At 58.7% G+C, this 17,065-nt stretch carries 22 protein-coding genes; 8 read left to right on the plus strand and 14 right to left on the minus strand.

The window, feature by feature from the left end:
• The first annotated feature begins 93 nt into the window (after nucleotides 1–93).
• From ACO07T_RS08955 to ACO07T_RS08970, 4 genes are all read left to right on the plus strand, one after another.
• Nucleotides 94–864, plus strand: a complete 771-nt coding sequence (locus ACO07T_RS08955) for a DUF6478 family protein (protein ID WP_422049110.1) — start codon at nucleotides 94–96, stop codon at nucleotides 862–864.
• Nucleotides 865–888: 24 nt separating this feature from the next.
• On the plus strand, nucleotides 889–1,266 hold the full coding sequence (locus ACO07T_RS08960) for a hypothetical protein (protein ID WP_422049111.1): 378 nt from the start codon (nucleotides 889–891) through the stop codon (nucleotides 1,264–1,266).
• 72 nt (nucleotides 1,267–1,338) lie between these two features.
• Nucleotides 1,339–1,770: a potassium channel family protein gene (locus ACO07T_RS08965; protein ID WP_209059349.1), complete on the plus strand. Its 432-nt coding sequence runs from the start codon at nucleotides 1,339–1,341 to the stop codon at nucleotides 1,768–1,770.
• Between the two features lie 54 nt (nucleotides 1,771–1,824).
• Nucleotides 1,825–2,331 (plus strand): DUF2478 domain-containing protein, encoded by a 507-nt coding sequence (locus ACO07T_RS08970; protein WP_422049112.1) that lies wholly within the window; start codon nucleotides 1,825–1,827, stop codon nucleotides 2,329–2,331.
• An 11-nt stretch (nucleotides 2,332–2,342) separates the two neighbouring features.
• On the opposite strand, the gene ACO07T_RS08975 is transcribed toward ACO07T_RS08970, so the two are convergent.
• Nucleotides 2,343–3,110: a sulfite exporter TauE/SafE family protein gene (locus ACO07T_RS08975; RefSeq protein WP_422049113.1), complete on the minus strand. Its 768-nt coding sequence runs from the start codon at nucleotides 3,108–3,110 to the stop codon at nucleotides 2,343–2,345.
• 141 nt (nucleotides 3,111–3,251) lie between these two features.
• Here ACO07T_RS08975 and ACO07T_RS08980 point away from each other — a divergent pair, with 141 nt between their 5' ends.
• The 3 genes from ACO07T_RS08980 to ACO07T_RS08990 all read left to right on the plus strand — a co-directional run bounded on the left by ACO07T_RS08980 (nucleotide 3,252) and on the right by ACO07T_RS08990 (nucleotide 6,189).
• The gene (locus tag ACO07T_RS08980) at nucleotides 3,252–4,940 is read left to right on the plus strand and encodes an acyl-CoA dehydrogenase family protein (RefSeq protein ID WP_422049114.1); all 1,689 of its coding nucleotides are present in this window, start codon (nucleotides 3,252–3,254) and stop codon (nucleotides 4,938–4,940) included.
• A gap of 281 nt (nucleotides 4,941–5,221) precedes the next feature.
• A complete protein-coding gene (locus ACO07T_RS08985) occupies nucleotides 5,222–5,773 on the plus strand; it encodes a TetR/AcrR family transcriptional regulator (RefSeq protein WP_422049115.1) in 552 nt (183 codons plus the stop codon).
• The gene (locus tag ACO07T_RS08990; RefSeq protein WP_422049116.1) at nucleotides 5,770–6,189 is read left to right on the plus strand and encodes an META domain-containing protein; all 420 of its coding nucleotides are present in this window, start codon (nucleotides 5,770–5,772) and stop codon (nucleotides 6,187–6,189) included. The genes ACO07T_RS08985 and ACO07T_RS08990 overlap by 4 nt, the downstream gene beginning before the upstream one ends.
• On the opposite strand, the gene recO is transcribed toward ACO07T_RS08990, so the two are convergent.
• The 13 genes from recO to folK all read right to left on the minus strand — a co-directional run bounded on the left by recO (nucleotide 6,152) and on the right by folK (nucleotide 16,303).
• The gene (gene recO / locus ACO07T_RS08995; RefSeq protein WP_422049117.1) at nucleotides 6,152–6,883 is read right to left on the minus strand and encodes a DNA repair protein RecO; all 732 of its coding nucleotides are present in this window, start codon (nucleotides 6,881–6,883) and stop codon (nucleotides 6,152–6,154) included. The two genes, ACO07T_RS08990 and recO, sit on opposite strands and share 38 nt — an antisense overlap.
• Before the next feature lie 128 nt (nucleotides 6,884–7,011).
• Nucleotides 7,012–7,341: a DUF1491 family protein gene (locus tag ACO07T_RS09000; RefSeq protein WP_209077062.1), complete on the minus strand. Its 330-nt coding sequence runs from the start codon at nucleotides 7,339–7,341 to the stop codon at nucleotides 7,012–7,014.
• 10 nt (nucleotides 7,342–7,351) lie between these two features.
• Nucleotides 7,352–8,260: a GTPase Era gene (gene era, locus ACO07T_RS09005; protein WP_422049118.1), complete on the minus strand. Its 909-nt coding sequence runs from the start codon at nucleotides 8,258–8,260 to the stop codon at nucleotides 7,352–7,354.
• Nucleotides 8,261–8,504: 244 nt separating this feature from the next.
• Entirely contained in the window at nucleotides 8,505–9,185 is a 681-nt protein-coding gene (rnc, locus tag ACO07T_RS09010; RefSeq protein ID WP_422049119.1) for a ribonuclease III, read from the minus strand.
• Between the two features lie 7 nt (nucleotides 9,186–9,192).
• On the minus strand, nucleotides 9,193–10,029 hold the full coding sequence (gene lepB, locus ACO07T_RS09015) for a signal peptidase I (RefSeq protein WP_209059289.1): 837 nt from the start codon (nucleotides 10,027–10,029) through the stop codon (nucleotides 9,193–9,195).
• Nucleotides 10,030–10,100: 71 nt separating this feature from the next.
• Nucleotides 10,101–10,523, minus strand: coding sequence for a holo-ACP synthase (gene acpS, locus ACO07T_RS09020; protein ID WP_422049120.1), 423 nt, complete (start codon nucleotides 10,521–10,523; stop codon nucleotides 10,101–10,103).
• A 5-nt stretch (nucleotides 10,524–10,528) separates the two neighbouring features.
• Nucleotides 10,529–11,158 carry a LysE family translocator gene (locus tag ACO07T_RS09025; protein WP_422049121.1) on the minus strand — a complete coding sequence of 210 codons (630 nt, stop codon included), beginning with the start codon at nucleotides 11,156–11,158 and terminating at the stop codon, nucleotides 10,529–10,531.
• On the minus strand, nucleotides 11,155–11,604 hold the full coding sequence (locus ACO07T_RS09030) for an ABZJ_00895 family protein (RefSeq protein ID WP_422049122.1): 450 nt from the start codon (nucleotides 11,602–11,604) through the stop codon (nucleotides 11,155–11,157). The genes ACO07T_RS09025 and ACO07T_RS09030 overlap by 4 nt, the downstream gene beginning before the upstream one ends.
• Before the next feature lie 31 nt (nucleotides 11,605–11,635).
• Nucleotides 11,636–12,370 (minus strand): pyridoxine 5'-phosphate synthase, encoded by a 735-nt coding sequence (locus ACO07T_RS09035; protein ID WP_422049123.1) that lies wholly within the window; start codon nucleotides 12,368–12,370, stop codon nucleotides 11,636–11,638.
• Nucleotides 12,371–12,475: 105 nt separating this feature from the next.
• On the minus strand, nucleotides 12,476–13,132 hold the full coding sequence (locus ACO07T_RS09040) for a DUF2062 domain-containing protein (protein ID WP_209085686.1): 657 nt from the start codon (nucleotides 13,130–13,132) through the stop codon (nucleotides 12,476–12,478).
• Between the two features lie 20 nt (nucleotides 13,133–13,152).
• A complete protein-coding gene (locus tag ACO07T_RS09045; RefSeq protein WP_422049124.1) occupies nucleotides 13,153–15,288 on the minus strand; it encodes a RelA/SpoT family protein in 2,136 nt (711 codons plus the stop codon).
• Between the two features lie 25 nt (nucleotides 15,289–15,313).
• On the minus strand, nucleotides 15,314–15,667 hold the full coding sequence (gene rpoZ / locus ACO07T_RS09050; RefSeq protein ID WP_209059254.1) for a DNA-directed RNA polymerase subunit omega: 354 nt from the start codon (nucleotides 15,665–15,667) through the stop codon (nucleotides 15,314–15,316).
• A gap of 75 nt (nucleotides 15,668–15,742) precedes the next feature.
• Nucleotides 15,743–16,303 (minus strand): 2-amino-4-hydroxy-6-hydroxymethyldihydropteridine diphosphokinase, encoded by a 561-nt coding sequence (gene folK / locus ACO07T_RS09055; protein ID WP_422049125.1) that lies wholly within the window; start codon nucleotides 16,301–16,303, stop codon nucleotides 15,743–15,745.
• A gap of 156 nt (nucleotides 16,304–16,459) precedes the next feature.
• Here folK and ACO07T_RS09060 point away from each other — a divergent pair, with 156 nt between their 5' ends.
• A complete protein-coding gene (locus ACO07T_RS09060) occupies nucleotides 16,460–17,035 on the plus strand; it encodes an NYN domain-containing protein (RefSeq protein WP_209059248.1) in 576 nt (191 codons plus the stop codon).
• The last annotated feature ends 30 nt before the right edge of the window (nucleotides 17,036–17,065 follow it).

The following is a 17,065-nucleotide window of genomic DNA, read 5'->3' on the forward strand; positions in this document are numbered from 1 at the left end:
TTGTCTCATCTCAATCAATTGGGTAGATAATAGAAAATCGAGCTGCGCATCGTTTCGCAGTCAGAAACAATTGAGCGGGACTCACTAATCGATATGGCACGTAGCAAGCGCGTTCTTCAGCAGTTTTTTCAAGCTGGCCTGGCTCGCTATTGGGCGCGTGTGGCAAGCAAAGCAGCACTTGAAGACTTGACCCGCCTGCGCCGTCAGCGGCGGCGCGCGCGGACTTTGCGCCATCATCTCGACATGGTGATTGCGATTTCCGAGAGCCGGCTGGCTTTGCCCATCATCGGCTCCAACGCGTTCCCCAAACCCCACGGGACCGATTGGTCCTGGCGTCCTGCCCTTTGGCGGGAACCCAATCCCACGAAGGGCCTGGCTGGCGTTCAAAACAAAGAAAAACTCGGCGACGAGGTTACGCTGTTTCATGATTGCCGCATCTCGGAACTGACGCTTCGCCAATTGCGCAATCATCGCGAGAAGGATCTGGCGCCGTTTGGTCTGCGCATGGATGTGTTCCGCTTTGACGGCTCGTTTCTCTCGCTGGTGATCGACCTGCCACCGGAGTCGGTGGCCGGGCTGCGCCGGGAGCATGTTCTACGACTCGATACCATTGTGGAAATGGAAAAGCCGCTCGAGATCTTTGCCCGTCTCAACATCCGACACGGACCAAACACCGAGCAAATTGTGCGGGAGCTGCCTCTGCATGACGAGGACATTCGGGTTGAGTTTGATCTTGCCTACTCCAACCTGAACGAAAAGCGGGTGGAAAAGATGTGGATCGACCTGATTTTCGAAGGCCCTGAGATGAACCAAGTGGTCCTCAGGGATGTGACATTTGCCCGCCGCCCCCGCGCTGAATTCTAAGCCTGCTGTGAAAAGGATCGAGATATGAGTGAGTTAACACTGACCAAGACCCGCCTTTTCGAAGGTGTTTGGGAAGGTGTCCTGAAATATGAGAGCGGTCAGGGACCGGTTCCAAAGGTTGACGTCACCTACCTTGGCGATCCGGTCAACGGGGTGCAGATTGACGCCACCGACACTCAAGACAGCTGGCGGCTCCGCTTTCCGCTGCCTAAGGAAAGCCTGTCAGATGGCGTGCAAACCCTGCTGATCACAGATCAGCTGAGTGGAGATCACCTTGAGACCCTGAGCTTTGTTGCAGGTGAGGCGCTTGCTGACGATCTGCGGGCTGAAATCGATTTGCTGCGGGCGGAGCTCGACATGCTCAAACGGGCCTTCCGGCGTCACTGTGTCGAAACGATGTAAGCGCGCGCTTTGAAACGTGATACTTTGATTTCCAATCAACGATAGGATCCTCTCATCGCCGATCTGTTTCCAATGAGTCAGCCGCAACAGTTGTTGTGGGGCACCGTGGTGCTCAGCGCCTGCGCGATCATTCATGTCGGCTTTTTGTCTCTGATGATCGAAGCGCTTGAAAAAATTGGAAAATGGGTGACGCAGAGATCAAGGTTCATCCGAACAGCGGTGGTGACCGGCGCGGCCTTCGCCATGATTGTCGGGTCTCACACCATTCAGGTTTGGCTCTGGGCTTACGTGCTGATCTATATGGGCGCGTTTGATTACCTTTATGATGCGCTCTACTTCTCGCTGGTGACATATACCACCGTCGGCTATGGCGACGTTGTGCTGCCCATTCAGTTTCGCGTCTTTGGGGCCTTTGGCGGCGTAACGGGCATTCTGTGCTTTGGCATTTCCACCGCGTTTCTCGTTTCCCTGATCAGCCGGCTGTTGCCGCGCTCGCTCGACTGAGCAAAGGCAATATGCCTCAGTTGTAATTCGGCTTCTGAAACCTAAAATTAGCCCATGATGAAAATTGCATACACGATGGCGCATGGGCGCGGGAAACTGGATTTGTTGCTGGCGGAACTGGCAGATCGGCTGAACGATCGCGGGTTGACCGCACGTGGTATTGTGCAGACCAACACGGGCTGTGAGACCGATCAGCGTTGTGACATGGACGTTCAGGTACTGCCGAGCGGGCCGATCATCCGTATCTCTCAAGACCTAGGCAAAGAAGCCAAAGGCTGCCGTCTTGATCCGGACGCCATGGCCACGGCTATCACCGCTGTGTCGCAATCCATGGAAGAGCCTTACGACGTGTTCCTCCTGAACAAATTTGGCAAGCAGGAAGCCGAAGGAAAGGGCTTCCGGGATCTGCTGGCTGAAGCGTTGGAGAATGGCGCAACGGTGATCGCGGGCACCAATCCGCTGAATGCCGGAGTGTTTGAAGAGTTTGCCGAGGGCATGGCCACGCAAGTGGAGCCCAACATCGACGATCTTCTTGCCTGGTATGATCAGGTAAACGCTTAAACCGCCTGCGCTCAACCGAGCACTGCGCGCCGCATCAGGTTGAGCGAGGCGATCAGCAAAACGAAAAGTGTGGCCTGTCGGAAGCGGCGCTGATCGATGCGATCAGAGATACGCCCTCCAAACCACATGCCCAAAATGGCAGGCAAAACCAGTGCGAGCGACAGAGGCGCGGTTTTGGTGGTCAGCACGCCTGAGCCGATATGGGCAAAGAGCAGCACAACAGAGCCCAACCCGTAGATCACCCCCTGAATGCGCATCTGCTCGGATTTCTCGGTGCCAAGTGCGGTAAGATAGGCCACCGTGGGCGGCCCCCAAACGCCTGAGATGCCGCCAATTGCTCCCGCAACGCCACCGACAACCATCTCGCCACGTGCCGTTGGCTTTGCGATGGTGATGGAACGCCCCATCAGTTGCAGCAGAGAAAACAAAAACACCGGCACACCGATCACCAACAGCAAAACGTCCCCGGGAAGAATGCGGACAAACTGCGCGCTGATCACCATGACAGCGCCACCCGCGATCAAAAATCGCCGGAAACGCTTAACGGATTGCCAAGCTGCCGCACGCCCCTGACGCAACGCCTGCATGCCGTTTGTGGCCAATGTGGGCAGGATCAGACCGGCCAAAGCCAGCTCCGGAGCCAGAAAAGAGCTTAGCCCCGAGATCAGGACCATGGGCATGGCGAACCCGACCATCCCTTTGATAACTCCCGCCAAAACAGCGATTCCCGCGCAAAGTAGCCAGGCAACGGGCGGTAGGGTTAGAATGTCGAAATCCATATCTTCCTATAGTGCCTGACATCCTGTCGGGCAAAGACTTGACGCGAAACAAACGATCAAAACGCAACGTCTTCTGGCATTTTTGTTGCGCTGCACCTGCAAAAGAAATATGCACACTGCAGAAACAGAGGATATTGCAACATGGCCCATGATGGACAGGATTTGACGATGGCGACTCCGGTGATTCTTCCCGATCTTCTGAAATTGACCGGCGCGGCTGTGGCCCCGGTTGAAGCCATTTTGGAAACCGCCATTGCGCGCGTGAAGGAAACTGTCTCCGAAGATGGCCGTGTTTCCGGCAAGCTGATTGAGGAAAATCAGACCGCTGCACATGGCCTGAGCTGGCTCGCGACTTACGCGCAATCGCTGAAACAGATGCAGGCTTGGGCAGAGAAGCTCAATGCAGACGGCAAGTTTGGCGAGATCGAACAGATCATTCACCAGATCGCGTTTGGCGAATACCTCTGGCAGGTGTATGGCGGCATTCCGATGAGCCAGGGCGAGATCATTCGCCTGCAGGACCTCGGCCTGACCCAAGACGAAATGCGTGGCCTGATGGCGCCGGATGTGATGACCCTCTGCACCGAGGGCAACAGCCAAGCGGCGCGTATGCGCCTTGTAGAGCTGATGCAGGAGCAGGCGGCAAACATCACCGTTGGCACCTCCGGTCTTGATGAAGAGCTGGAAATGATCCGCGAACAATTCCGTCGCTTTGCGGTGGATCGCGTTGAACCAAACGCCCACGAATGGCACCTCAAAGACGAGCTCATCCCAATGGAAATCATTGAAGAGCTTGCCGAAATGGGTGTGTTTGGCCTGACCATCCCGGAAGAATACGGCGGGTTTGGCCTGTCCAAAGCTTCCATGGTTGTGGTGTCTGAAGAGCTGTCTCGCGGCTACATCGGTGTCGGCTCGCTGGGCACACGTTCCGAGATCGCCGCTGAGCTGATCCTGTGCGGCGGCACCGAAGAGCAGAAACAGAACTGGCTGCCGAAACTGGCGAGCGCAGAGATCCTGCCAACCGCTGTGTTTACAGAGCCGAACACCGGGTCTGACCTCGGCTCCCTGCGCACCCGCGCGGTGAAAACCGAGGATGGCAACTGGGAAGTGACCGGCAACAAAACCTGGATCACCCATGCGGCGCGGACCCATGTGATGACCCTGCTGGCACGCACAAATCCTGACAGCACCGACCACCGCGGCCTCTCCATGTTCCTGGCGGAAAAGACCCCTGGCACCGATGAGAACCCCTTCCCGACTGAAGGCATGACCGGCGGTGAAATCGAGGTGCTGGGCTATCGTGGCATGAAGGAATACGAGCTGGGCTTTGATGGTTTCAAAGTCAAAGGCGAGAACCTTCTGGGTGGCGAAGAAGGCAAAGGTTTCAAACAGTTGATGGAAACCTTCGAGTCGGCACGCATTCAGACTGCGGCCCGCGCAGTGGGTGTGGCACAAGCCGCGCTCGACGTGGGCATGCAATATGCGATTGACCGCAAGCAGTTTGGCAAATCGCTGATCGCCTTCCCACGTGTGGCAGGCAAGCTCGCGATGATGGCGGTGGAGATCATGATTGCCCGCCAGCTAACCTATTTCTCTGCTTGGGAAAAAGACCACGGCCACCGCTGTGACCTTGAAGCGGGCATGGCGAAGCTGCTGGGCGCACGTGTGGCCTGGGCGGCGGCGGATAATGCGCTGCAAATTCATGGCGGTAACGGCTTTGCGCTGGAATACACCGTGAGCCGCATCCTGTGTGATGCGCGTATTCTCAACATCTTTGAAGGTGCGGCTGAGATTCAGGCGCAAGTGATTGCAAGACGTTTGCTGAGCTGACACCCGCTCTCAGTTGGACAGCAGACCCGGCGCGGCTCTCCCTCGGAGCCGCGCTTTTTTTGTGCCCGTTAACAAAGTCGCTGATTCGCAAAATCCACAAAAATCGCGTGTTCGGTATCGCGTCAGTATTGCGTCTGTATCGCGGAGGTGCCGATTTCGGTGATCTTTTCGCAGGTGCAGCAATTAACACACCGCACTTTGTTGCGTGAAATGGCGCAACATTTGGTCACACTCCCATTGCGTCTGTTGCAGTGCAGCATTTACGCTCCTACGCTTCCATCATGACAAAGCGACTTTCACAGCAGGATTGGCTGCAGGCGGGATTTGAAGCGCTCACCGAGGCCGGACCAGCCGCCTTGAAGGCCGAGCCACTGGCGCGGCGGCTTGGCACAACCAAAGGTTCCTTCTACTGGCACTTTGATGATGTCCCGGGATTTCACGCCGCATTGCTGGCGGCCTGGGCAGACGACGCCGAAGCGGTGATCACGGCGCAACGCGACGACACCGGTACGGCTGTACAGAAGCTGCGTGATCTGGCGCAGATTGCCGAGCAAGAGACAGACAGCGAGGCCACGCGGCTTGGGCCAGCGATGCGGGCCTGGGCGCGGGACAATGCGGATGTGGCCGCTCAGATCACGGCGGTTGATGAGGCGCGCATGGGCCACATCAAGACCCTGCTGTCGGAGATTGGCCTCACCAATCCGGAACTGACCCGCTTGCTCTATGGCGCCTTCCTTGGCATGGAGACCCTGTCTGCGCATGATGGTGTGCAGAATGGCCCGGCTCTGGGCACATTGGTTGATTTGATTTTGGCATTGCACGAGGCGGAATGATGCGGCGGATTGCTTGGGTTTTGGCAGCGGGTTTGGGCGTGGCCGCCTGCGCGGCGTCTGAGACGGTGACACAATATGGTGGCGCCGACTACACTTGGCGGCTGCAGGAGATCGACGGCGTGGCTGTCGATTATGAAGCCGGCCTCATGCTGGAAGAAAACGGCCGGGTGATGGGGCAAGGGCCCTGCAACAGCTTTCTGGCAACGCAGGACGCCCCCTACCCGTGGATCAACATCAAGGTGGATGTGGTGGAGCAGATCTACTGTCCGGACATCGACCGCGAAGAGGCCTATCTGACCGCGCTGCAGGCGATGAGCCTTGTGGAGGTCTCTGGCCCCACACTGGTGCTGGGCAATGATGCCGGGCGGGAGATGGTGTTCAGCGGGCTGACAGCTGACGTGCAAACCGATCAATAAAGCGCGCGCGCGCATCGGGCAGCGGCTTGTGCCCCAGATCGGGGGCGAGCTTTTCTGACAAGAAGTAGCCCGTGGTCGCCAGAGCAGCCAGCACCTCTTCATCCGGTGCGCTGCCCTCCCCGCGCAGGACAGGGGGCAAGGGCAGCAGCCGGTCTGCCCACTCTCCAGCGCCTTTGGCGGAGACCGCGCGCCCTGATTTGGGCGAAACATAGATTAGCGCGTCAGAGCTGCCTGTGACCGCACAGGAGGTCAGATCAAGCCCGTAGCCGAGCTCCGTCAGCAGCGCCATTTCCCAGCGCAGATAGGCCAGCGGCCAGAGCTCGTGCTGCCCCAGCAAATCCAGAAGCTGCACGCTTTGATGATAGAGCGCCGGGTGCGGTTCGCGATCTGGCAGGCAGAAGGACAAAAGCGCCGTCACCGCATTCAGCCCGGCCAGCGAAAATCGATCACTCAGCACAGCAGCACGGGAGCGCAGCGGCTCTACCGAATAGGTGCCAATATGATCTGACAGACGCGCGCGCCATGCGAGATCGACCTGCCCGCCGGGTTGCAGGATGGGGGTCATCTTGCGGCTGATTCCACCGCGCACGATGCCTGCATGGCGGCCCTGTGTCTCGGTGAAGGCCTCCAGAATGACCGAGGTTTCTCCGTGTTTTCTTGTGCTGAGCACAAAGCCCTGATCGCGCCAGTCCATCGCCCTATCCTTTGGCTCAGAAAACCGCGCAGTGGGCCAAAAGGAAAGCCCATTCCAGCTTCATTCTGCCAAAAATACTCTGGGGAGATCACAGCTTTGCTGTGAGCGGGGCGAAGCCCCTGTCCTGTTCAATCCGACAAACCCGGCTCATCAAGCAGGTGACGCCCCTGACGGTCCTCCACCTCAATCACCCAGGCGTCCGGATCAAAGCTGCGCTGACGGGCCAGCGCCGCATCCACCTCAGCCTCATCACCCTCAGACAGCACAACCCATTTGCGCTCCCCGCTCATGAGATCAAAGCTGCGCTGAAACACCGTGGCTTTGCCATCCAGCGTGTTGAGTTTGACCAGAACCGCCCCTGCGGTGTCATCGCCATGCGCCACAACAAAGGCCGGGATGTCCGCCAGCCGGAGCCGCGCAATATAGGCGTGCACCCAGAAGTCAGCGGTCAGGCGCATGGGCGCTCCTTCAGGCGTTGCCGTCTTTGAAATCAAGGCCCATTTCGGAATAGCGCTCTTTTTCCTCAAGCCAGTTCGGGCGCACTTTCACCTGCAGGAACAGGTGGATACGGCGGCCCATAAACTCCTCAAGCTCTTCGCGAGCGGCTTTGGAAACCGCCTTGATGGTCTCACCCTTGTTGCCCAGAACGATGCCTTTGTGCCCGTCACGCATCACATAGATCATCTGATCTACGCGCGCGGAGCCGTCTTTGCGCTCTTCCCAGTTCTCGGTTTCCACCGTCATCTGATAAGGCAGCTCCTGATGCAGACGCAGGGTGAGCTTTTCACGGGTGATTTCAGCGGCGATCATGCGCATGGGCAGATCGGCAATCTGATCTTCGGGATAGAGCCAAGGGCCTTCAGGCAGCTCTGCGGCCAGCCATTTGCGCAGATCGGCGCAGCCGTGGCCTTTCTCTGCGGAGATCATGAAGGTCTCAACAAAGGTGAAGCGCTCGTTGAGGTCTTTGGTCAGGGCCAGCAGGACGTCGGATTTCACGCGGTCGATCTTGTTGATCGCCAGTGCCACTTTGCGCCCTTCGGCGATTTCTTCCAGCTGCTCCAGAATGGCTTCGACACCTTTGGTGACGCCGCGATGGGCCTCCACCATCATCACGATGACATCCGCATCCGCAGCCCCGCCCCAAGCGGCGGCGACCATGGCGCGGTCCAGGCGGCGGCGCGGACGGAAGAGGCCGGGCGTGTCGACAAAGACAATTTGGCTGTCGCTTTCCAGCGCCACACCCCGGATGCGTGCGCGGGTGGTCTGCACCTTATGGGTCACGATCGAGACCTTCGCCCCCACCATCTGGTTGGTGAGCGTGGATTTGCCCGCGTTGGGCTCTCCGATCAGGGCAACGAATCCGGCGCGTGTGGTCATGTGAATGCCTTTGTGAGTCAGCTGTGGCTGGTTAAGGGGCGTCTGTAGCGGAAATTGCGGGCTGGGGCTAGAGGCATAAGAACAGGGCAGCGCCTGACCGCGGGTGGGCGCAAACCACGTATGTGTGTGGCAGTTTATGTTGCGACATGTCTGTGACCTGGATTTAGGCGTGACGCTTCAAAAGCGCCTGCCCTTGCGGGCGGTCAGGCGCTGGCCCGGCGGCGCAAGCGCCTTGGCTCCGGGCCTAACCGCTTACCTTATCCAGCAGCGCCTTTGCGGCAGCCTGTTCTGCTTTGCGCTTGGAGTTGTCTGTCGCCTCAGCCGATGCGCCATTCTCTAGCTTGGCGGCGATAGTGAAGACCGGCGCGTGGTCGGGGCCGGAGCGTTTGACCAGCTCATAGCGTGGTGGCGGCAGTTTGCGCGCCTGTGCCCATTCCTGCAGCGAGGTCTTGGGGTCGCGTGCGTCGGCCTCGACCGATTTCACCCGGTTGCCCCAGAGCCGCAGGATCAGCGCCTTGGCCACTTCAAAGCCCGCGTCGCGATAGACTGCGGCGATCACCGCCTCCATGGCGTCGCCCAGAAGCGCCTGTTTGCGGCGGCCACCGGACATCATCTCGGAACGGCCGAGCTTCAGGGCGGCGCCCAGATCAATCTCGCGCGCCACATCGGCACAGGTTTCCTTACGCACAAGTGCGTTAAAACGCGGAGCCAGTTGACCCTCGGCGGCGGATTTATCGTGCTCCAGAAGGGCTTCGGACATAACAAGGCCCAGCACCCGATCGCCCAGAAACTCCAGCCGCTGGTTGTCCTGCCGTGTGGGTGAGGACATGGAGGAGTGGGTGACCGCGCGCACCAGAAGATCGGGGCGGGAGAATGTGTGCCCCAGTCGCGCTTCAAGTGCCTTGAGTTCCGCTGCGAGTTTCACGTGACCCTCACTCAATCCCTTTGAAGAAACGATCCCCGCGCCATGTCCAGAAGGCAAACATGGAACGCCCTGCAGAGGAGAACATCACCCGGTCGGCGCGGCCGATCAGGTTTTCATAGGGCACAAAGCCCACCCCACGTGCGGATTGCGGCACGCGGCTGTCGGTGGAGTTGTCGCGGTTGTCCCCCATAAAGAAGTAGTGACCTTCGGGCACGGTATAGATGCCGGTGTTGTCGGACTGCTGATTGGTGATGTTGAGCGTGGCGTAGCTCACACCGTTTGGCAGGGTCTCGATATAGCGCGATTTGGCACAGATGCCGCCATCGCCGACGGGGCCGTTTTCACAGCGCGGGCGGTGGCCTTGCGGACCTTGCGGGCCATATTCCTCGCGAAAGACACCATCGGCCTTGCGCTTCACCGGCACGCCGTTGAGATACACCACGCCGTTTTTGATCTGCACCCTGTCACCGGGCACACCGATCAGGCGCTTGATGAAGTCATAACCGGTCACCGGATGGCGGAAGACCACAACATCACCGCGCTCAGGCTCGCCGCCCAGCAGACGGCCATTGTTGCCGCCAAGCCAGCCGCAGAGGTCTTCGGCGTCGATATTCACGCCCACCGCAGGGATGCGCACCGACGGGCAGGAGGCGTAGGAATAGCCGTAGGTCATCTTGTTGACGAAGAGGAAATCCCCGATCAGCAGCGTGTCTTTCATGGAGCCTGACGGGATCCAGAAGGGCTGAAAGAACAAGGTGCGGAAGACACCGGCAATCAGCAAGGCCCAGAAGATCGTTTTGATGGTCTCGACAATGCCGCTTTCGCTTTTGGCTTTTTCCGCCATGGGGAATGCTCTCCGCTCGTTCTGCCAGTGTTTTTTGGTCTGAGGTTACATGCGGGCGCGGGCGCGAGGTGTCAAGCAGACTGTCCCTGCGGCGCTGCAATTGGGCGGGCTTCGATCACCACAAAGGCCTGTGCCCAGGGGTGATCATCGGTCAATGTCACATGAATGATCGCCTCATGGCCGGGCGGGGTCATCTCTGCCAGCCGCTCTTTGGCCCAACCAGTGACCTCCATCACGGGCTGACCCGTGCGCATGTTTTTGACCGCCATGTCTTTCCAGCTGATGCCCATGGCCAGACCTGTGCCCAAGGCTTTGGAGCAGGCCTCCTTGGCGGCCCAGCGCTTGGCATAGGTGCCCACGGTATCGCGGCGGCGCTCGGCCTTGGCCTGCTCCACCTCGGTGAAAACACGATTTTTGAAACGATCGCCAAAACGGTCGATGGTGCCCGCAATGCGGTCGATGTTGGCAAGATCGGTGCCGATACCAAGGATCATGGTGTTTAGCCCTGCAAACGTGCGGTGAGGATTTTGTAGCCGGCAAAACCGAAGAAACCGGCGAAAGCGAGATCAAACCAGCGCGCCGCACGGCGATAGCCCCGCACGACTCTCTCTGAGGAAAACAGGAAGGCATAGCCGATGAAGATCAAGATCGAGCCCACGTACAGCAGGCCAAAATAGCCAAACAGCGTGGCCGGAGTGGCGTCAGCGGGGGCGACGATGGCGTAGATGGAGGCCCAGCTGAGGATGGCTTTGGGGTTGGTGATGTGGATCGCAGCACCTTTGGCAAAGAGGCTGCGTGCGCTGCCGGAAAACGGCGTGCCAGCGGCGGCGGGTGTGTCTTTAGCCACAGCGCGTTTGAGCGCTTTGAACGCCAGCCAGCCAAGATAGGCAGCCCCGGCGTAGCGCAGGATTTCAAACACCCAGACATTTGCAAGCATCACCGCTGACAGCCCCAGCGCCGCCGCGATGCCCCAGCTGGCGGAGCCCGCAAGGATGCCCAGTGCAAAGGCCAGTGCCGAGCTGCGACCCGCAGACATGGCGGTGCCTGCGATGCCCATGGTGGCCGGCCCCGGAGAGCCACCGGCCATGAGCCATGCAATCCAAATCGCGATGAACTCCGGAGTGATCATGATTTGCTTGCTTTCCGCTGTGCTGCCTTAAGACCGTTGCGCACGCCCATCCCTAAGAAGATGCGATTTGTCAGATAGACCACCGCCAGAACGAACAGCGCAAGCAGGCTCCAAGTCGCCAATGAAATTGTCCTAAGCAAGACTGGCAGGCCTTCGCTCAGTATTCCAGAGCCGAAAAGATAAACTAGCGAAAACCCCACCTGGATGGCGGCGGCGCATAGGGTCATGGGCAGGGCCAAACGCCAGGCTTCACCTTTCGCCAGAGGCTGCATCGTGGTTTCAGCGTGCTTTGCCCCTGCCAGCATTGCCGCGATCATGGAGGGCATCAGCCCTCCGGCTGCATCTGGGAAGTCAATATCCAAAGCCGCCAAAGCCATGGCGGCGCCCATGACACCAAACATCGTGAGGATATAGTGCAGGGCGTATTTCTTCAGATTCAAAGTCACGACACAGTCACCTTGCAGTCAGACACGAGCGTTACGCCCGCGCCTCATCCATCAGGCGGCGCATTTCCACGATGGCGGGTTGGAGGCCGCGGAAGATCGACTCGCCGATCAGGAAATGGCCGATGTTGAGTTCCATCAGTTCCGGCAGCGCGGCAATGGGGCCAACGGTTTCATAGGTCAGACCGTGGCCCGCATGGACCTCAAGCCCCAGTGAATGCGCAAAACGTGCCATTTCCGTGAGGCGCACAAGCTCGGCGTCGCGCTCTTCAAAACGGCCTTCGTAGTGGAAGTCACAATACGCACCCGTATGCAGCTCAATCACCTGTGCGCCAATCCGGTTGGCCGCTTCGATCTGGGCCTGATCAGCGGCGATGAAAATCGACACCCGGCAGCCCGCCTCGCGCAGCGGCGCGATGAAATGCGCCAGTTTGTTTTCCTCACGCGCGACCTCAAGCCCGCCCTCTGTGGTGCGCTCTTCGCGCTTTTCCGGCACGATGCAAACCGCATGTGGCTTGTGACGCAGGGCGATGGCCTGCATTTCGTCGGTGGCGGCCATCTCGAAATTGAGCGGCACCGAAAGCGCCTCCATCAAGGCGTCGATGTCGGCATCGGCAATATGGCGACGGTCTTCGCGCAGGTGCGCGGTGATGCCGTCTGCCCCCGCCTCTTCGGCCAGCTTAGCTGCACGGACCGGATCCGGGTAAGCAGAACCGCGCGCATTGCGCACGGTGGCGACGTGATCGATATTCACCCCAAGACGCAGCATGATCTCAGTCCTCATCTCGCTAATATGTCTGTGGCGACCCTATGCCGGGTGCCGCGCGAGGAAAACCGATTTTTGATCAAAAGATGTGATAGGGTCTTTCAGGCTTTACGTGTCTGACTGGACGTTGGCAGCCTGCTCTTCGGCGCGCGCTCGCGCCTTGGCGATGCGTTCTGCGAACTTCGCGGAGCGCCGCTTCTGATAGGCACGGATCACCGGCACAGAGAGGTAATACATGACGGTCGCCGCGATGATGCCCGGGATGATCCCGCCGATCATGTAGGGGTAAAACACCTCGTCATAGAAGATGCGCAGGCCCGTCCAATCCGGCACCTCATCGGTAAACAGCGCAAAGAGATTGTGCCACAAATCCGCGCCAGCATTGGCAAATTTACCGCCCAGTGAGCTTTTGTCACCGGCCTCAAATTCGGTACCCAAAATGAAGTGGCCGGTTTGCAGAGAGGCCACGCCGATGGGCACATAGGTCAGCGGGTTGCCAAAGAAGGTCGCCAAAAGCGCGGCAAGGATGTTGCCGCCCAGGATGCGGGCCAGAATGGCGGCCACGATAAAGTGCATCGTGTAAAATGGCGTGAAGGTTGTGAACACCCCGGCCCAGATGCCGCGCCCGATGGTTTCCGGCGAACCGGGCAGACGGTGCAGGCGGTGTTTGACATAGCGAAAGGCACGCCCCCATCCGCCACGCGGATAGAAAAACTCTCCGAGCACTCGGAGGAAGGGTCTTCTATCACGGCGTTTGAATACCACCGGGTCTGTCCTCAGTTACGTCAGGGCGCCAGCGCGGAGCGGGCCCTCTCCGGGTTTCTGTAGCGTTCAATCTCGGCCACGTCGGTTTCCGCTTCCAAAGCCAGCATCAGCTTGTGCAGATGCTCGGCATCGCCGAGGTCCACACTTATCAGGAGGCGGTAAAAATCCGGTTTCCGGTCAACGAACTCGAGGTCAGAGATATTGGCGTTGTTCTCGCCAATCAATGTGCAAATACGCCCCAGTACGCCCGCGTCATTGCCAATGGTGACAAAGAGCTGCACCGCGTAGATCGGTTTGTGTTTGCCAGCGTGCCAATGCAGATCGAGCCAACGGTCGGGCTGGTCTTCGTAGTTGGACAGCGAATCGCAGTCGATGCTGTGCACGACCACGCCCTGACCGCGGTATGTGATGCCCACGATGCGCTCGCCGGGCAGTGGCTGACAGCAGGGCGCACGCTGAAAGCTCTGATCCGCAGACAGACCAATCACAGCGCGTTCCGCGCCAATTTCATCAGCCTCAGAGGGGGCAAGATCGGGGTAAACCGCCTGCAGCACCTGTTGCGCAGTCAGCTCAGCAGAACCAAGGCGCGCCAGCACCTCATCGCGCTCTTTCAGGCGCAGGTGTTTGGCGGCCATATCCAGCACTTTGTCGGTGGATTTCTTGCCCACATGCTCAAAGGCGGAACGCGCTAGTTCCGAGCCCAGCTTCACAAAGCGTTCGCGGTCCATTTCCCGCAGGGCGCGGCGAATCGCTGTCCGGGCTTTGCCGGTCTTGGCCATATCGAGCCAGGTCGCTTGCGGGACCTGCCCTTCTGCGGTGATGATCTCCACCGATTGGCCGTTTTTGATGCGGGTCCAGAGCGGCACGCGACGGTGATCCACTTTGGCACCAACACAGGCGTGGCCGATCCGGGTGTGGATCGCGTAGGCAAAATCAACCGGGGTGGCGCCACGGGGCAGCTTCACCACTTCGCCTTTGGGTGTGAAGCAGAAGACCTGATCGGAGTACATCTCAAGCTTCACGGCCTCGAGGAAGTCTTCGTGATCCTCCTCGGCGTCAAACTGTTCAGTCAGGCCGGAGATCCACTTCACCGGATCAACGGCAAAAGGGTTTTCGCCGCGCACGCCGTCTTTGTAGGACCAGTGTGCCGCCACACCGGATTCCGCCACATCATGCATTTGACGGGTGCGAATCTGCACCTCAACCCGACGGCCGTTGCGCCCGGACACGGTGGTGTGGATCGAGCGGTAACCGTTGGATTTCGGCTGGCTGATATAATCTTTGAAGCGCCCCGGCACCGCGCGCCAACGCTGGTGGATGACACCAAGCGCGCGGTAGCAGCTGTCTTCGGTATCGGTGATGATGCGGAAGCCGTAGATGTCGGAAAGACGGGAGAAGCCCTGATCCTTTTCCTGCATCTTGCGCCAGATTGAATAGGGTTTCTTGGCCCGGCCAAAGACCTCGCCGGTCACATTGACGGCGGCCAGCTCCTGACGCATGTCGGCGGTGGTTTTCTCGATGACGTCGCCGGTTTCTTTCTGCAGCGTCACAAACCGGCGCATGATCGAGGCGCGGCCATCGGAATTGAGCACCTTGAAAGCCAGATCTTCCAGCTCGTCGCGCATCCACTGCATCCCCATGCGGCCGGCAAGAGGCGCATAGATGTCCATGGTTTCGCGCGCCTTCACGGCCTGCTTTTCAGGGCGCATGGCCTTGATCGTGCGCATGTTGTGCAGACGGTCGGCCAGCTTAACCAAGATCACCCGCAGGTCCTTGGACATTGCCATGAAGAGCTTGCGGAAGTTTTCGGCCTGTTTGGTCTCTGAAGAAGACAGCTGCAGATTGGTCAGCTTGGTGACACCATCCACCAGACCGGCCACCTCTTCGCCAAAGCGCTCTGCCACCAGCTCATAAGAGGCTTTGGTGTCTTCGATCGTGTCATGCAGCAACGCCGTGATGATGGAAGCATCATCCAAATGCTGCTCTGCCAAGATGCAGGCGACTTCGATGGGGTGGGTAAAATAGGGTTCGCCGGAATGGCGGAACTGACCATCGTGCATCTCGCGGCCAAACTCATAGGCCGCGCGAATAAGATCATCGTTGGTCTTAGGGTTGTAGGCGCGAATGTGGTCGACAAGTTCGTCAGCAGGAATCATTAGCGCCTACCGTAGTTGCTGGGGCTTAGCCCTGGCCTTGCGCTTCCATAAGGGCGCGCAGGAGTTTTTCTTCGGACATATCGTCCTCCGCCGGAGTATCGGCTTCGGCACCCATCAGAAGCGCCATGCGGTCTTCTTCTGGTTCGTCCACTTCGATCTGGCTCTGGTTGGATTCGATCAGACGCTCACGCAGCTCGTCAGCGGTCTGGGTCTCTTCCGCGATCTCGCGCAGGGCCACGACTGGGTTTTTGTCGTTGTCACGATCCAGTGTGATTGCGGCGCCAGCCGAAATTTCACGGGCACGGTGCGACGCGAGCATCACCAGCTCAAAGCGGTTCTGAACTTTGTCTACGCAGTCTTCAACGGTCACGCGGGCCATCAGGCACTCCATTCTTTATGGATCGGGTCGGAAGTCGTGTATGTAAGCGGGATTGTACCCCTTGACAAGCAAGATTCACAGAGGCTCCGGCTCATTGCGCTCGGTTTCGGGCAATTGGGCAAACATTTCTGCCACCGTGAGGCCAATAAGCGGGTGCCGCCAGTGCGGAGCGACGTCCAGAAGCGGGGCCAGAACGAAGGCGCGATCCTGCAGGCGCGGATGCGGGAGAATCAGTTCCTCGGGCGCTTTGGTGGCCTGTGTCTGCAGATCCAGCTGCCGCCAGCGGGTCTGCACATCGGAGTCCGGCAGCACCAGATCGTCCAGCGCAATAAGATCAATGTCCAGTGGACGTGTGCCCCAGCGTGTGAGACGCTCGCGGCCAAACTCCGCTTCGATGTCATGCAAACACACTAGAAGATCGCGCGGGTTCAATTCCGTGTGAATGGCAACTGCAGCATTCACAAAATCAGGCCCAGCCCCCGCCGGAAAACAAGGGGTTTGATAGAATCGGCTGATTGCGCGAATATGGATGGAATTACCACTCAATACCTTGATACAATGAACTATTGTTTCTTTGGGAGTCCCGAATTTAGAAGGCAAGTTGCCGCCGAGGGCTAAGAGGCCGTATCTGCTCACTTAAGTAGCTCCGAATTACGCGAGTTATGGGCGATATGTCGCGAGCGCTTGAAGGCCCGGAAAGATACCTATATTTTAAACAACGCTGTCGCGCCTATCCAAATAATTTCACTCACGGGACATGCCAAGCGCGACAGAGCCAGAAAGGACATTTTGATGTTTTACAAAGACGAACGGCTTGCGCTGTTCATAGACGGTTCGAATCTGTACGCGGCCGCCAAGTCGCTCGGTTTCGATATCGACTACAAGCTTCTGCGGCAGGAATTTATGCGCCGTGGTAAGCTGTTGCGTGCGTTTTACTACACCGCGCTATTGGAAAATGACGAGTATTCGCCAATTCGACCTCTGGTTGATTGGCTGCATTACAACGGCTTCACCATGGTGACCAAAGCTGCCAAGGAGTACACCGATGCTCAGGGCCGCCGTAAGGTCAAGGGGAACATGGATATCGAGCTGGCAGTGAATGCTATGGAGCTCGCGCCGCATGTCGACCACATTGTGCTGTTTTCGGGAGATGGGGATTTCCGGCCGCTTGTGGAAAGCTTGCAGCGTCAGGGCGTGCGCGTATCGGTTGTGTCAACGATCCGCAGCCAGCCGCCAATGATCAGCGATGAGCTGCGTCGTCAGGCCGATAATTTTATCGAGCTCGACGGGCTGCGCGAGGTTATCGGACGCCCACCGCGTGACCCGATGCCGGAGCCGGGCCGCGAAGCGGAGATGGTTGGCAACTGAGCCTTCCACACAAGAGATAGAATCGAACCG

The sequence above is a fragment of the Shimia sp. genome (assembly GCF_965227725.1).
Classification (GTDB): Bacteria; Pseudomonadota; Alphaproteobacteria; order Rhodobacterales; family Rhodobacteraceae; genus Shimia.

What these genes read in the sequence shown, in the direction of transcription:
- ACO07T_RS09025 (WP_422049121.1), bottom strand. Translation starts at nt 11,158, where the DNA reads ATGATCACTCCGGAGTTCATCGCGATTTGGATTGCATGGCTCATGGCC.
- ACO07T_RS09060 (WP_209059248.1), top strand. Translation starts at nt 16,460, where the DNA reads ATGTTTTACAAAGACGAACGGCTTGCGCTGTTCATAGACGGTTCGAAT.
- ACO07T_RS09035 (WP_422049123.1), bottom strand. Translation starts at nt 12,370, where the DNA reads ATGCTGCGTCTTGGGGTGAATATCGATCACGTCGCCACCGTGCGCAAT.
- ACO07T_RS08965 (WP_209059349.1), top strand. Translation starts at nt 1,339, where the DNA reads ATGAGTCAGCCGCAACAGTTGTTGTGGGGCACCGTGGTGCTCAGCGCC.
- era (WP_422049118.1), bottom strand. Translation starts at nt 8,260, where the DNA reads ATGACCACACGCGCCGGATTCGTTGCCCTGATCGGAGAGCCCAACGCG.
- ACO07T_RS08955 (WP_422049110.1), top strand. Translation starts at nt 94, where the DNA reads ATGGCACGTAGCAAGCGCGTTCTTCAGCAGTTTTTTCAAGCTGGCCTG.
- ACO07T_RS08990 (WP_422049116.1), top strand. Translation starts at nt 5,770, where the DNA reads ATGATGCGGCGGATTGCTTGGGTTTTGGCAGCGGGTTTGGGCGTGGCC.
- ACO07T_RS09045 (WP_422049124.1), bottom strand. Translation starts at nt 15,288, where the DNA reads ATGATTCCTGCTGACGAACTTGTCGACCACATTCGCGCCTACAACCCT.
- ACO07T_RS08970 (WP_422049112.1), top strand. Translation starts at nt 1,825, where the DNA reads ATGATGAAAATTGCATACACGATGGCGCATGGGCGCGGGAAACTGGAT.
- ACO07T_RS08960 (WP_422049111.1), top strand. Translation starts at nt 889, where the DNA reads ATGAGTGAGTTAACACTGACCAAGACCCGCCTTTTCGAAGGTGTTTGG.
- rpoZ (WP_209059254.1), bottom strand. Translation starts at nt 15,667, where the DNA reads ATGGCCCGCGTGACCGTTGAAGACTGCGTAGACAAAGTTCAGAACCGC.
- lepB (WP_209059289.1), bottom strand. Translation starts at nt 10,029, where the DNA reads ATGGCGGAAAAAGCCAAAAGCGAAAGCGGCATTGTCGAGACCATCAAA.
- ACO07T_RS08985 (WP_422049115.1), top strand. Translation starts at nt 5,222, where the DNA reads ATGACAAAGCGACTTTCACAGCAGGATTGGCTGCAGGCGGGATTTGAA.
- ACO07T_RS08975 (WP_422049113.1), bottom strand. Translation starts at nt 3,110, where the DNA reads ATGGATTTCGACATTCTAACCCTACCGCCCGTTGCCTGGCTACTTTGC.
- ACO07T_RS09000 (WP_209077062.1), bottom strand. Translation starts at nt 7,341, where the DNA reads ATGCGCCTGACCGCTGACTTCTGGGTGCACGCCTATATTGCGCGGCTC.
- ACO07T_RS08980 (WP_422049114.1), top strand. Translation starts at nt 3,252, where the DNA reads ATGGCCCATGATGGACAGGATTTGACGATGGCGACTCCGGTGATTCTT.
- acpS (WP_422049120.1), bottom strand. Translation starts at nt 10,523, where the DNA reads ATGATCCTTGGTATCGGCACCGATCTTGCCAACATCGACCGCATTGCG.
- recO (WP_422049117.1), bottom strand. Translation starts at nt 6,883, where the DNA reads ATGGACTGGCGCGATCAGGGCTTTGTGCTCAGCACAAGAAAACACGGA.